Raw genomic sequence first — 13929 nt, 5'->3', positions numbered from 1 at the left:
TCCAGATTCTCTTACTGCAACTCCGCGACGATTCTCGCGTGCGCCGCGTCGCTGCCCTGCACCTTGAGGGGCAACGCCATGATGCGGCAGCTTTGCCCCGCGATGGCGCCGAGGTTGGTGACGTTCTCCGCGATCAGCACGTCGTTTCCCAGCAAGGTCCGATGCACCGGGAAGTCGAAGCCCTTGGGGCGTAGCGGCGTCGGCAGGTCCACCGTGATGCAGTCGATGCCGAAGAGCTTTACCCCGCGCTCCACGATCCATTCCGCCGCATCCACGGAGAGATAGGGGTGCATATTGTATTCTTCACTTTCAAATTTCTCGTCCCATCCGGTGTGCAGCATCAGGATGTCGCCGGGGTTGACCGCCACCCCGGACCCTTCCAGATCCGCGGCCGTGACCTCCTCGCCGCCACCGGTCCGCACCGAGATGACCGCGCCCGGACCGACGAAGGCGTCGAGGGGCAATTCCTCGATGGACTTGCCGTTGGGCACGATGTGCACCGGCGCGTCCACGTGGGTGCCGGCGTGGCACGGCAGGTTGATCTCGGTGACGTTGAGCGGGTGCCCCTTGCCGAGGTCGAAGAACCGCTGCACGTGCACGTCCGGCAGCGCCGGGATCTTGGGCATGCCGTCGTAGATGAGCCGTGAGAGATCGATGATGGACATGGTCGTGTTCCTGACGGTTTGGAGTGTCCTCGCGCCGGATCAGGCGGCGCCGTTGCGCCACGCCGTGTAGAGGGCATCCTTGTCGACGAAGGCGCGCTTGATGCCGTCGAAGGCCAGCCAGAACTGGTCCAGGGTCTTCTGCACCGACTGGCGCACCACTTCCTGCTGTTGGTCGGTGACCGCGTACCGGCTCACGGCCAGGGGACCCACCTTCATGTGCTCTTCGTCCACCCCCATGTGGAGCGTCCAGTAGCGGATGTCGTCGCTTTCCCGGTCGAAACCGTAGTGGCTCGTCAGCCCGGTGACGATGCGGCTCATGCGTTCGCTGGCCGTGCCTTCCAGACAGAACCCCTGGCAAGCGTACAGCTCAAGCCACGAGCGCTGGTACATGAGCAGATCGCGCCAGTCGAGGAACGCCGAGGTCTCGGGCAGGGGCTGCACCGCGTCCAGCTCGTCCTTGGAGTCGTAGCCGCAGGCCATGGCGAAGCGGATGAAGAGGCCGCGGTGGCTGTCGGTGCCGGAGATCTCGCCGGTGCCCTCCTCCACCACGTTCTCGATCCACATCCTCTCCAGCTCGGGGTCCTCGGGGCAGCGCCCCAGCATGGTGGCGATGGGCTTGGGAAACGGCTTGGGGAAGAACAGGTAGAACTGCCCCACGAATCCCTTGAGCGCCGCGCGGTCCAGCTCTCCCCTTTCGATCATCCCGATCAGCGGGTTGTCCTTCGAATGCTTGGCGCGCACCGCCTCGTGTATCTCGTTGACGAACGCTTCGCCGGAAAGTGGCATCGAATCTGCTCCCTCGTTGGATTGGTTTCCCGTTGAATGTGGCCGATCCCGATGTCGCGTCCTGCAACATCGGGATCGGCGCTCACGCTTCAACGAAATAGACTAGTTACTGGAAAGCCGCCGTCATCGCAACCGTTCAGGGCGGCTGGCGCCCCCACTCGCCTCCCTCAATCGAGGCCGTAAAAGCGCCTGGCGTTGTTCCCCAGTATGTTCTCCTTGGCTTCCCGCGACAGATCCTCGCGCCCCCAGATGAGCGAGCCGGACTCCGGCCAGCTCATGTCCCAATGGGGATAGTCCGAGGCGTACATGATGGTTTCGGAACCGATCTCCCCCACCACGTAGCCGATGGTCTTCTCGTCGGGCTCGCAGCCGTAATAGACGTTCTTGCTGGTGATGTAGCGGCTGGGTTCGTGCTTGCACTCGGGGGCCTCCACCGCGCCGCGCTTCTCCCACTCCTCGTCCATCCGGTCGGACCAGTACGGGATCCAGCCGCAGCCGATCTCGAGAAACCCGAGCTTGAGTTCCGGGTACATCTCGGGAACGCCCGCGAAGATCATCGCGGTGAGCTGGCGCAGCACCGGGAACGGGTGGCCGGTGGTGTGGATGGAGATGAACTGATCGAAGATTTCGCTGCCCGGCTCGTCGCCGCCGAAGGCGTGGATCGCCAGCGGCGTATTGAGCTTCTGAGCTTCCTCGTACAGCGGAAAGAACTCGGCCGAGCCGAAGTTCTTGCTGTGGGCCTGGGCCGCCATCATGCCGCCCACCAGTCCCAGATCCTGCACCGCGTAGCGCAGTTCCTCGACCGCCGCCGCGGGCGCGTTGACGGGCAAGTTGGCCACCGCCTTGAGGCGTGGCGACGCCTTGCAGTAGTCGGAGATGAACTCGTTGTAGGCGCGGCACAACTGCGTCTGGTAGTTGGGCTCGCGAATGTGTCCGATGCCGAGTCCGCTGGTCGGGTACATGACCGCGGTGTGGATCTCCTGGGTGTCCATGGCCGCCAGCCGTTCCTCGTGCTTGACGCCCGAGTGCCCCAGCGTCCCGCCCAGGTTGCGGTCATAGGTTTCCCGTGGAATGAACGGCGGACGCCGGTTCTGGAAGGCCTCGCCCAGGAAGGGCTTGACGAGATCGTCGTTGTCGCGCGCGTGCGCGTCGGCGTCGATCACCTTGACGGACGGATCGATCTTACCCATGTTCTTCTCCCCCGGTTTGGTGTCCTTGTCGGCAGGTCATTCAACAGGGCAAAGCTACCACCTTCGGCCCGGAATGCAAATCACTTCACGGGAAACGGGCGGGTTCGAGACCCGCCCGTAGAACGCCCTTGTCGGACTCTGTCATGCGGTCGCGTCCGCATCCCGGGCCGGAATGGTGATCACCGGCTCCACCTCGCGCAACTCCGCCAACGGAATGTGGCAGGCGATGCTGTGGCCTTCGCCGTCGAGCTGGATCGGAGGCGGCTCGTCGTCGCAGATGCTGCCGACCTTGCGCTGACAGCGGGTGGAGAACGGGCATCCCTTGGGTGGATCCAGGGGGCTCGGGAGATTGCCTTCCAGCACGATGCGGCGCTTTTCCACCTCCGGGTCGGCGATGGGCACGGCCGACAGCAGCGCCTCGGTATAGGGGTGGTACGGCGGTGCGAAGACCTCGTCCGTGTCGCCCCGCTCCATGATCTGGCCCAGGTACATGACCACGACGCGATCGGCGAGGTAGCGGACGGCGGACAGGTCGTGGCTGATGAACAGAAGCGTGGTGCGGTGCTCGCGCTGGATGTCCATCAGCAGCTCGGTCACCGCGGCGGCCACGGACACGTCGAGGGCGGAGATGGGCTCGTCCGCGATGACGGTCTTGGGGTTGCCGGCGAAGGCGCGCGCGATGCCCACCCGTTGCTTCTGTCCCCCTGATAGCTGGCGGGGCTTGCGGTGGACGAAGTCGCGCGGCAGCTTCACGGTGTCGAGGAGCTTGTGGACCCTGTCCTGGATCTTCGCCGGATCGGACTCGATGCCGAAACGCTTGATCACCCGGCCGATCTGGTAACCGATGGAGTGCGACGGGTTGAGGGTGTCGTTGGGGTTCTGGAACACCATCTGCAGCGACGCGAGCTGCTCGGGGGTGCGCTTCTTGACCTCGATGCTGCCGAGATCCGTGCCGTCGAGGCGCACCTCCCCTTCCGTGGCGGTCTCCAGCCCCATGAGGACCTTGGCGAAGGTGGACTTGCCGCAGCCCGATTCGCCCACGATGGCCACGGTCTCCCCTTCCCCGGCGTCGAAGCTGATGCTCTCGTTGGCCTTGACCTGGCGCGCCGAGCCGCCGGAGACCAGCGCGGCGAACGTGCTCTCCTTGACCTCGTAGTACTTGCGCATGTTGTCGACTTCAAGCACGGTGTCGCCCACCTCGATGGGCTCGCGCGTCGTCTCGACGGCTCGCGCTTCGTCGGGGTCGATCTCGTTCCAGCGCAGGCAACGCACCCGGTGCGCATCGTCGTCGTCGGTGAAGACTTCCTCCATGGGGATGTGGTCGCTGTCGCAGCGCCCGGCCTCGAAGAACTCGCAGCGCGGCCCGAAGTAGCAGCCCTTGGGGCGCTGGTGCGGCAGCGGGAGCTGGCCCTTGATGGCCGCCAGCGGACGCGCGTTCTTGTCGGCGTGCGGTAGCGGGATGCAGCCGAACAGACCGTGGGTGTAGGGGTGCTTGGGCCAGGAGAAGATGGAGCTGATGTGCCCCTCCTCCACCACCTCGCCGGAATACATCACGCAGATGCGGTCGCACACCTCGAGCATCAGGCCCAGGTTGTGGGAGATGTAGAGCAGCGAGGTGCCCGACTCCTTGCTCAACTCGGCGATCAGCTCCACGATGCCCGCCTCGACGGTCACGTCCAGCGCCGTGGTGGGTTCGTCCAGCAGCAGCAGCGCCGGGCGCGACAGGAGCGCCATGGCGATGACCACGCGCTGCTGCTGGCCGCCGGAGACCTGGTGCGGGTACGAGTCCATCAGGCGCTTGGGGTCCGGGATGTGCACGGCGGACAGCATGTCGAAGGAGCGCTGGAACGCTTCCTCCTCGCTGACCTCCTCGTGGATCATGGGCACTTCCATGAGCTGGGCGGCGATGGTCAGGCTCGGATTGAGCGCCGCCATGGGCTCCTGGTAGATCATGGCGATGTCCTTGCCGCGCACCCTCCGGATCTCATCCTCGGTCATCTCCGCCATGTCGCGGCCCTGGAACTTGATGGTGCCGCCGACGATGCCGCCGTTCTTTCCCATGTAGCGCATGATGCCGTTGGCCACGGTGGACTTGCCGCACCCGGACTCGCCCACCAGCCCGACGGATTCGCCCTTGGCGATGGTCAGGTCGAAGTCCATCACCGCGGGAATCTCCCCGGCGCGCGTGTAGTAGCTGAGCCGGAGGCCGGAGATATCGAGAACCGGCGCCTCGCCGCCTCCGTTGCCCCCGCCGTTGTGATCCGCCATCACGTTCCTCCTAATCCCTCAACGATACTTCCCGCAGCCCGTCGGCCAGCAGGTTGAACCCCAGCACCAGCAGGGACACCGCGCACGCGGGCATGATCGCCATGTACGGGAACCCGCCGGTGACGAAGGCGCGGGTCTCGGTGATCATGCCGCCCCAGTCGGGGTCGGGCGGCGGCAGCCCCAGGCCCAGGAACCCCAGCGCGCCGATGGTGATGGTCGTGTAGCCCATGCGCAGGCAGAAGTCGACGATCAGCGGGCTGCGGGCGTTGGGCAGGATCTCCACCAGCATGATGTACCAAGGGCCTTCGCCGCGGGTCTGGGACGCGGCGATGTAGTCGCGGGTGGCGATGTCCATGGTGACGCCGCGCACGATGCGCATGATGCCCGGCGAGGAGGCGAACACCACCGCGAAGATGATGTTCAGGCCCGACGCGCCCAGCTTGGCGATGATCAGCACGTACAGCACCATGATCGGAAACGACAGGATCACGTTGGCGAAGAACGAGATGATCTCGTCCAGGTAGCCGCGAAAGTAGCCGGCCGCAAGGCCCATGATGATGCCGACGATGTAAGCCGACACCGTCGCCGCCGTGGCGTAGAAAAGAACCCGCTGGCCGCCCCAGATGATTCGGGAAAGGATGTCCCGGCCGAGGTGGTCGGTACCCAGGAGGAATACCCCGCCGTCCGGAGCGGCCGTGCCCGGGAAGGCGAACGGCAGCATCGTGGCGTTGGGATCGAAGGGCGACACCAGCGGCGCGAAGATCGCCAGCAGGACAAAGAGCAGCACGATGAGCGCGCCGATCAAGCCCACCGGGCTCTCGCGCAGAAGAGCCACGGCCTTGACCAAATTCACGATGGTCGAATCCGGTCTTACGAGAGGGGTGTCGTCAGCGTTTGTAGCCATGCTCCCCTCCTCACTTGAACCGGATCCGCGGGTTCAGGTAGGTGTACCCGACGTCGCCGATGGTCTGGGTGAAAACCGCCACGAACACCGCCGCGAGACCGCACGCCTCGATGACGAAGATGTCGCGGCGCAGCGCCGCCTCCAGCAGGAGCGCCCCGAAGCCCTTGTAGCCGAAGGCGAACTCCGTCACCACCACGCCGGACAAGAGCCAGTTGATCTGCAGCATGATGACGGTGAAGGGCGCTATCAGCGCGTTCCTAAGGGCGTGCCTCATGATGATGTGACGGTACGGCAGACCCTTGAGCATGGCGGTGCGGATGTAGGGGTTGGTCATCACCTCCGCCATGGACGCCCGGGTCATGCGCGCCACATAGCCGAAACCGTACAGCGTCAGCACCATGACCGGCAATATCAGCTCGACGATGTTGAAGCCCCCGGTCATGGACGAGGTCCCCGGCAGCCATCCCAGCACGAACACGAAGATCCAGGCGAGCAGCACCGCGCTGGCGTATTCCGGGATCGAGGTCGTGGTGATGGAGAAGACCGAGATCACCCGGTCCTGGGTCGAGCCCTCCTTCATGCCCGCCAGCACCCCCAGGGTCAGGGCCACTATGACCATGACGACGAAGGTGATGCCGGCGAGGATGCCGGTATTGCCGAGACGGTCCCAGAAGATCTCGTTCACCGGCCGCTTGTAGATGATGGAGTCGCCCAAGTCGCCGGTCAGGACGCGTCCGAGCCAATCGACATAACGCACCAGGATCGGCCGGTCGTAGCCGTGCTGGGCGATCCACGCGTCGAGCTGCTGGTCCTGGGCATAGGGCCCGAGGACACTGCGCGCGATGAGCCGGGGATCGCCCTCGTTCATGAGGAAGAGAAGCAGCGCCACCACCAGCATGATGAGGAGCATCATGCCCACGCGCCGCAGAATCAGTTGTGACATATCCGTCTCCGCTGCTCAGCAGGCGAGTCGGCCGGCGTACGCGCTCCGGCCGGGGAAGGCAGGGGCGACCGGCCGGCCGCCCCTGCCCATGCCACCGCGGCGTAGCCTGTTAACCCTCCAGCCACACGTTGTGAAACTGGTGGTACAGCGTCGGATGGGTTTGGTGCCCCTTGACCCGCTTGTTGGCCGCCTTGAAGACCGAGCGCCAAAAGGGCTGCGGAATGATGGCGTCGTCCTGGAGGATCTTCTCGCAGACGGCCATCTTCTTCTTGCGCTCGTTGACGTCGAGGGTGGCCTCGGCGTCGTCGAGAGCGGCGTCGAACTTGGGGTTGTTGTAAGCGGTCTCGTTCCAGGGCACGCCGGAGCGGTAGCCCAGCCCGAGAACCATGGTGCCGAGAGGTCGGTGCGTCCACGCGGTGTAGCCCCAGGGCGCCTTGTCCCACACCTCCCAGTACTGGTTGGCCGGCATCTTGTTGATCTTCAGGTTGATGCCCGCGGGGGCGAGCTGGTTCTTGAAGATCGCGCAGACATCGGTCATCCAGGGGCCCTCGGTATCGCCGTTGGCTATTTCGACGGTGATGCCGTCCTTGTAACCCGCCTCGGCCAGCAGCTTCTTGGCCATTTCGACATCCCGCTTGAGCGGCGGCAGCGGCGCATAGTCCGGATGGATGGGACACACGTGGTGGTTCTCGGCGACTTGGCCGAGGCCCTTGAACGCCTTGTCCAGGAGCTCCTTGTGGTCCATGCAGGCGGCGATGGCCTGACGCAGCTTGAGGTTGTCGAAGGGTTTCTCGGTGATGCGGAAACGCATCACCGCGGTCTGTGCCGTGGTCGCCTCGTGAAGCTCCACGAAGGGCAGCCGCTTGACGGTGTCGATGGCGTTGTTGGGCAGGCGGAAGACCATGTCCACCTGCTGCGACGCCAGCGCCGCGATCCAGGCGTTGGTGTCCTCACCGTGGTCGAAATAGTGGATCTCGTCCAGGTGGAACGGCCCCGCCCACCAGTCCCGCGCCTTCTTCAGGATCGCCCTCTCGCCCACCGCGAACGCCTCCAGGTTCATCGGGCCGGTGCCGATGGGGTTCTTGGAGAGGTCGGCCTCGTAGTCCTTGCCGAAGCCCCGGTGCACGATGGCGGCAGGATAGTTGTAGAAGTTCTCCGGCATGGCCAGGGCTGCCTGTCGGAGGTTGAACTTGATGGTGTGGTCGTCGATGACCTCCACCGCGTTGGCGATACCGCGCTTCAGCGGCTTCCCGTCGGCGCCCTTCACGGTCTCCACCATGGCGGCGAACAGTCCCAGGTTGGAGGAACCGGTTTTCGGATCGAGCCAGCGGTTGACGGTGTGCGCGACATCGGCGGAGGTGAACTTGTCCCCGTTGGACCAGGTCACGTCATCCCGGAGATGGAACACCCAGGTCTTGAGATCGTCCGACGCCTCCCAGCTCTTGGCAAGGTAGGGAACCGTTGTATTGTCCGCCTTGGTCCGGGTCAGGTGCTCCACGAGGAACCGCGCGACGTTGGACTTCTCGGTCCAGTCGAATTTCGCCGGGTCGGTCACCTCCTGGATGCGCATGGACACCCGCAGGGTCCCGCCGGGTTTCGGCGTCGCCGCGGCCACGGTCGGCGTGAACGCGCCACCGATGAGCTTGTCGGCGGTGACATAGGCCGCGCCCACGGTCATGCCCAGCAGCGCCGCCTGCCGCAGAAAATCGCGCCGGGTGATCTTGCTCGTGCGAAGCTGGTCGCACAGCTCCGGCAGGTAGCTGTGGGTCTCGGCGCCCAGGGCGCGTTCGGACGGCAATAGATAGCGCCGCTTGTCACGGCTCAGTATCTTCTTGTCACTCACGACGATAACCTCCTGTTGAACTCGACTGCGGGCGGGCCGCCGCACACGTATCGTGGGACGACGCCAGCGCGGACCACCTGTTCCAGTTCTCCGCGGCCCGGCAGACCAAAGCATGCGAAACCGTCAACCTAAGCCACCTTCGCTATGGAATGCAACCCGGATTTCTGCGATTCTTTCTCCATGGAAAGACCGGCAGAGAGAAGCAGTCCGCGCATCATCGGGCATTCGACCCCGGCGCTGGAGGGCGCGGTCAAGGTGGCCGCGGAAGCACGGTACCTGGAGGACCTGCAGGCGCCGGGCATGCTTTACGGCAAGATCTGCCGCAGTCCCCTGCCCCACGCGCGCATTCTCGACATCGACACAACCCGCGCCGAGCGCCTCTCCGGGGTCGTAGCGGTCATCACCGCGCGGGACATGCCGGACATCAAGTTCAGCTTCGTGCCGGAGCTGGCGGACAAGACCGCGCTGTGCGGTCCGGGGCGCACCGTGCGCTACGCCGGCGACGAGGTGGCCGCGGTGGCCGCTCTCGACGAAGCCACCGCGGAGGAGGCCGCGCGGCTCATCGAGGTGTCGTACGAGCCCCTGGAGCCGGTGTTGGACCTGGAGGCGGCGCTGTCTCCGGATTCCCCCACGGTCCACGACGACGGCAACCTCGCCTACGAGGTGCACAAGGCCGAGGGCGACGTGGATGCCGCCTTCGCCGGCTGCGACCTGGTGCTGGAAGAGGAGTTCGAGACCGCGCGCCAGTCCCACGCGGTCATGGAAGCGCGCGGCTGCATCGCCCAGTACGGCGCCGCCGGCGAGCTCACCGTATGGCACCAGACCCAGGCGCCCCACACCCTGCGGGCCGAGATCGCCCGGACCCTGGGCATTCCCGAGCGGCGGGTACGGGTGATCCAGCCCGAGACTGGCGGCGGCTTCGGTTCCCGCCTGGTGATGAACGTCATGGTGCCCATCGGCGCCGTGCTGTCCCGGAAGTCCGGCGGCCGGCCCGTGCGCATCGTCAACACCCGGGACGAGGAGTTCCGCTGCGCCGGCGCGCGCTACGCCTACCGTTTCAGGCTCAAGCTGGGCTGCACCCGCGACGGAGTCATCCGCGCCAAGAGCCTGGAGGTCCTGGGGGACAACGGCGCGTACCACGACAAGGGCGTCTCCACCATCAACTTCATCACCATGACCTTCTTCTCGAGCTACCACCGGCATCACCCCGCCACGTCGGTGGATGCCAGCCTGATCTATACCAACAAGCCCCCCGGAGCCGCCTTCCGGGGCTTCGGCCACGCGGAGAAGACCTTCGCCTTCGAGTCCCTCCTGGACACCATGGCGGAACGCCTCGGCATCGATCCGGTGGAGATCCGGCTGACGAACCTGCATCGTCCGTGCGAGCGCGCCTGCCTGGAGCGTGCCGCCGAGGTGATGCGGCCCACGAAAGGAACCGCCGAGAGCACGGCGGGCACCACGCGCACAGGTATCGGCATGGCGGTCTTGTCCGAGACCGGCGCCGGGCTGCGCTACTACCGGCAGAACTCCACCGAGGCCATCGTCCGGGTGGACCGGGACGGCACCGTGGGCATCATCGCCACCATCGCCGACACGGGCACGGGCACCCGCACGGTGATGGCGCAGATCGCCGCCGAGGAACTCGGCGTATCCGTGGATCGGGTCCGCATCTTCCACAACGACACCGACGTCATTCCCTTCGACCTCGGCAGTTGGGCGAGCCGCACCACCTTCGTATGCGGCAATGCCGTGGCCGCGGCCGCGGCCGACGCGCGCCGGCGCCTTGCGGAGGTCGCCGCCGGCATGCTGCAGGCCGTTCCGGACACGCTGAGATTCGACAACGACCGTGTGGCGGCGACGGTGGAGCCCGGCGGCGAGGTAAGCTTCGACGAGGTGGTACGGGAGGCCTACGACCGGCGCGGCCTGCTCATCATCGGCAAGGGCGCCTTCGTGGACGAGGAGGCCACCCGGTTCGTCACCAACGACTACGAGGCGGCGGCGCCGGTCATCGCCGCCTGCTGTCACGTGGCCGAGGTGCGGGTGGACACCGAGACCGGAACGGTGGAACTGCTCCGCTACCTGGCCGTGCACGACGTGGGCAAGGCCATCAACCCGCTGGGCATCCAGGGCCAGATCGAGGGTGGCCTCACCCAGGGGCTGGGCTTCGCCCTCTACGAGGACCTGGTGGTGGACGGCGGGCAGGTGCTGAACCCGAACTTCGTGGACTACCGCCTCCCCACCTTTCGGACCATGCCGCGGCGGCTCGAAAGCGAGTTCCTGGAAGGCGACCCCTCCGACGGCCCCTACGGCGCCAAGGGCATCGGCGAAATGCCCTTCGGCCCGGCCGCCCCGGCCATCGCCAACGCCATCTACAACGCCGTCGGCGTACGCCTGAAAGCCTTGCCCATGACGCCGGAGCGGGTCTGGCGGGGGTTGAAGGAGCGCGCATGAAGCGCTTCTTCAGGTTTTTCCTTTCAAGTGGGCTAGTGTGCAGGTTACCCACTCCACCCCTGGATTCCCGCTTCCGCGGGAATGACGATTCGGGAGGTTGGCAACCATTCTCATCCGAGTTGAGTATTGACACAGCCTGTTCCGCGGGTGAGGATTCGGGACGTTGGCGACGGTGATCGATGATGCGTAATCTGCCCACAAGATGGGGACTCAGCCTCCCCAACCGCGGCGTGCTGTTCGGATTGACGACCGTGGACGACCTTTTTGCCTCGGCCGCCCTGGCAGAGGAATGCGGCGTCTTCGAGTCCGTGTGGGTGGGCGACAGCTTCATCCACAAGCCGCGGCTCGATTCCATCGTCATGCTGTCGAACCTCGCGGCGCGCACCAGCCGGGTGCGGCTGGGCACCATCTGCATGGCCACGTTTCCGCTGCGCCATCCGGTGGAGTTGGCGATCCAGTGGGCCAGCCTGGACCACGTCTCCGGCGGCCGCGCGGTTCTCGGCGCGTGCATCGGCGGCGGCCACGAGCCCGAGTTGCGCGCCTTCGGACAGACCTCCAAGGAGAGGGCGCCGCGACTGGAGGAAGGAATCGCGCTGTTGCGGGCAATGTGGAGCGACGGCAAGGTGCATCACCGTGGCGAATTCTACACCCTGGAGGACTACGACATCCTGCCCAAGCCGGTGCAGCGCCCCTGCCCCATCTGGATCGCCGTGAATCCGCGGCGGCCCCTGGAAGGGAGCCCCTTGGTGGAGCGGGCTCTGGAGCGCGTGATCCGGCTGGGCGACGGCTACATGACCGACGTGGTGGCGCCCGACGAGTTCCGCCGGCGCTGGGACTTCATGCAGGAAGCGGCGGAGCGCCAGGGGCGCGACCTGAGCGGCTTCGAGACCTGCATCCACGGCATGATCAACATCAACGAGGACAAGCGGGTGGCCTACGAGGAGTCGAAGCACTACTTCCAGGAATACTACCCGCTGGCGCCACCCAGCGACGAGGTCATCCGCACCTGGCTCGCCTACGGCGCGCCGGAGGAGTGCGCGGTGTTGCTGCGGGAGTGGCTGGACATGGGCATCAGCACACCGGTGCTGCGCTTCACCGGGCCCGACCAGTTGGCGCAGATCCGCCGTTTCGTCGAGGAGGTCCTGCCTCTCGTACAGGGCACACGATGATGGAGACTGTCATATGAACCCCGATCTTCGGACTTTCCTTCAGGCGGTGCGGGAGACCGGACCCGAGAACTACGTCGAGGTGACCCAGCCGCTGGACGCCTACCTGGAAATCGGCATCATCCAGCACAAGCTGGCGGCCGAGGGCCGTAATCCGGTGATCTACTGCCCGGAGGTCAAGGGCAGCTCGTTGCCGCTGGTCACCAACATGTTCGGTTCCTTCGACCTCCTGGCCTGGGGGCTCGGCTGCGACCCGCGCAGCATGACCCGGTTGGAGATCTACGACGTGCTGCGCAAGAAGCTGGCCCAGCGAGAGGATCCCGTGTGGGTGGACGAGGACAGGGCGCCGATCAAGGAGAAGAAGTTCATCGGCGACGAGGTGGACCTGGGAATGTTGCCCATCATCCACAATTCCAAGCTGGACGCGGGCAAGTACATCAGCGCCGGGTTCATGATCGCCAGGTGGCCGGACACCGGTGTCCCCAACGCGGGCATCTACCGACACCTGGTCATGGGCCGGAACCGCCTCGGCTGCATGATCAATCCGGGCAATGACGGCGCCTACATCGCCCGGCGCTGCGCCGAACTGGGACGGCCCATGGAGATCGCTTTGGTCATCGGTCACCACTCCGCCGTGCTGCAGGCCTCCCAGGCCAAGGGGGTGGTGGAGTTCGACCTCATGGGCGGCTATCTCGGGGAATCGCTGGAGGTGGTCAAGGGCGAGACCGTGGACGTGCCGGTGCCGGCGCAGGCCGAGATCGTCATCGAGGGCACCATCGATGCCGCCACCATGTCCACCGACGGCCCCTACGCCGAGTACCTGGGCTACTACGGCGTGGGCGACAAGCCCTGCTACGTCATCGAGGTGAGCGCCATTACCATGCGCCGGGACGCCATCTACCATCATCTGGACTCCGCCCACATCGAGCATAATCTGGCGCCCAACGTGAGCGCGGAGATGAGCATGTATGACCGCCTGCGATCCCAATTCCCCACCCTCAAGGCGGTGAACATCATGGGCTGGCTGGGCACGTACGTCTCGTTGCAGCAGCGTGTCCCCGGCGAGGGCAAGCAGGCCGGGCTGGTGGCGGTGTCCACCGACAACTATGGCAAGACCGCGGTGGTGGTGGACGACGACGTGGACGTGTTCAACGAGCGCGAGGTGGCCTGGGCCATCAGCACCCGGATGGTGGCCGACCAGGACCTGCTGATCATGCCCGGAGTCAAGGGCGCGCACCTCGACCCGGTGTCCTACAACGAGGCGCGCACGGGCCGCGGCCCCATGACCACGCACTTGGTCATCGACGCGACGCGGACGGTGGAGAAAGAGTTCGAGACCCGGATCGAGCCGGACCCGGAACTGTGGCGGAACATGGACCTGAAAGAGTATCTGAAACCCTGATCCGCCATTGACAAAGAACGGGCCACGAACTAGTATTCCTCGTTTCTCGCGCTTCCCGAAGAGGGAATGCGTTCGTTGCCGAAACCGGCGACCAGTTCAAAGGAGGAAGACAATGCGACGCTACACACGGACAGCTTTGCTGGCGATCGTGCTGGTGAGTTTCCTGGCCATCGAGGCCGCGGCCCAGGATCTCCACAAGATCAAGGTCACCGCCGGGCGGAACAGCGTCATTTCCATGCTGTATCTGGCCGGGGAAATGGCCGGAATCTTTGAAAAGAACGGCATCGACGTGGAAGTGGACGTGCGCCCCT

The 13929-nt window shown here is 65.5% G+C and carries 11 protein-coding genes; 4 read left to right on the top strand and 7 right to left on the bottom strand.

The window, feature by feature from the left end; translation table 11 throughout:
* Positions 1–11: 11 nt before the first annotated feature.
* The 7 genes from OXF11_14500 to OXF11_14470 form a co-directional block, all read right to left on the bottom strand.
* Positions 12–665, bottom strand: a complete 654-nt coding sequence (locus OXF11_14500; GenBank protein MCY4488306.1) for a cyclase family protein — start codon at positions 663–665, stop codon at positions 12–14.
* Between the two features lie 39 nt (positions 666–704).
* The gene (locus OXF11_14495) at positions 705–1451 is read right to left on the bottom strand and encodes an iron-containing redox enzyme family protein (GenBank protein ID MCY4488305.1); all 747 of its coding nucleotides are present in this window, start codon (positions 1449–1451) and stop codon (positions 705–707) included.
* Positions 1452–1618: 167 nt separating this feature from the next.
* On the bottom strand, positions 1619–2641 hold the full coding sequence (locus OXF11_14490) for an amidohydrolase family protein (protein MCY4488304.1): 1023 nt from the start codon (positions 2639–2641) through the stop codon (positions 1619–1621).
* 141 nt (positions 2642–2782) lie between these two features.
* Positions 2783–4909, bottom strand: coding sequence for an ABC transporter ATP-binding protein (locus OXF11_14485; GenBank protein MCY4488303.1), 2127 nt, complete (start codon positions 4907–4909; stop codon positions 2783–2785).
* Between the two features lie 10 nt (positions 4910–4919).
* Positions 4920–5813, bottom strand: coding sequence for an ABC transporter permease (locus tag OXF11_14480; GenBank protein MCY4488302.1), 894 nt, complete (start codon positions 5811–5813; stop codon positions 4920–4922).
* A gap of 10 nt (positions 5814–5823) precedes the next feature.
* Positions 5824–6756, bottom strand: a complete 933-nt coding sequence (locus tag OXF11_14475) for an ABC transporter permease (protein ID MCY4488301.1) — start codon at positions 6754–6756, stop codon at positions 5824–5826.
* 109 nt (positions 6757–6865) lie between these two features.
* Positions 6866–8599 carry an ABC transporter substrate-binding protein gene (locus OXF11_14470; GenBank protein MCY4488300.1) on the bottom strand — a complete coding sequence of 578 codons (1734 nt, stop codon included), beginning with the start codon at positions 8597–8599 and terminating at the stop codon, positions 6866–6868.
* Between the two features lie 180 nt (positions 8600–8779).
* Here OXF11_14470 and OXF11_14465 point away from each other — a divergent pair, with 180 nt between their 5' ends.
* The 4 genes from OXF11_14465 to OXF11_14450 form a co-directional block, all read left to right on the top strand.
* Positions 8780–11050: a xanthine dehydrogenase family protein molybdopterin-binding subunit gene (locus tag OXF11_14465; GenBank protein ID MCY4488299.1), complete on the top strand. Its 2271-nt coding sequence runs from the start codon at positions 8780–8782 to the stop codon at positions 11048–11050.
* 179 nt (positions 11051–11229) lie between these two features.
* On the top strand, positions 11230–12219 hold the full coding sequence (locus tag OXF11_14460; protein MCY4488298.1) for an LLM class flavin-dependent oxidoreductase: 990 nt from the start codon (positions 11230–11232) through the stop codon (positions 12217–12219).
* 13 nt (positions 12220–12232) lie between these two features.
* Complete coding sequence (locus OXF11_14455; GenBank protein ID MCY4488297.1) at positions 12233–13618, top strand: UbiD family decarboxylase; 1386 nt, start codon at positions 12233–12235, stop codon at positions 13616–13618.
* Positions 13619–13730: 112 nt separating this feature from the next.
* On the top strand, positions 13731–13929 hold a 199-nt coding region (locus tag OXF11_14450; GenBank protein ID MCY4488296.1), incomplete at its 3' end, for a hypothetical protein.

It is taken from the genome of Deltaproteobacteria bacterium, from assembly GCA_026712905.1.
In the GTDB taxonomy this organism is placed as follows: Bacteria; Desulfobacterota; Binatia; order UBA9968; family JAJDTQ01; genus JAJDTQ01.
The sequence above is the reverse complement of the archived record's forward strand: the minus strand, read 5'-3'. Positions and strand labels throughout refer to the sequence as shown.

Coding starts and splice junctions, on each gene's coding strand:
- OXF11_14500 (MCY4488306.1), bottom strand. CDS start 665: ATGTCCATCATCGATCTCTCACGGCTCATCTACGACGGCATGCCCAAG.
- OXF11_14495 (MCY4488305.1), bottom strand. CDS start 1,451: ATGCCACTTTCCGGCGAAGCGTTCGTCAACGAGATACACGAGGCGGTG.
- OXF11_14490 (MCY4488304.1), bottom strand. CDS start 2,641: ATGGGTAAGATCGATCCGTCCGTCAAGGTGATCGACGCCGACGCGCAC.
- OXF11_14485 (MCY4488303.1), bottom strand. CDS start 4,909: ATGGCGGATCACAACGGCGGGGGCAACGGAGGCGGCGAGGCGCCGGTT.
- OXF11_14480 (MCY4488302.1), bottom strand. CDS start 5,813: ATGGCTACAAACGCTGACGACACCCCTCTCGTAAGACCGGATTCGACC.
- OXF11_14475 (MCY4488301.1), bottom strand. CDS start 6,756: ATGTCACAACTGATTCTGCGGCGCGTGGGCATGATGCTCCTCATCATG.
- OXF11_14465 (MCY4488299.1), top strand. CDS start 8,780: ATGGAAAGACCGGCAGAGAGAAGCAGTCCGCGCATCATCGGGCATTCG.
- OXF11_14460 (MCY4488298.1), top strand. CDS start 11,230: ATGATGCGTAATCTGCCCACAAGATGGGGACTCAGCCTCCCCAACCGC.
- OXF11_14455 (MCY4488297.1), top strand. CDS start 12,233: ATGAACCCCGATCTTCGGACTTTCCTTCAGGCGGTGCGGGAGACCGGA.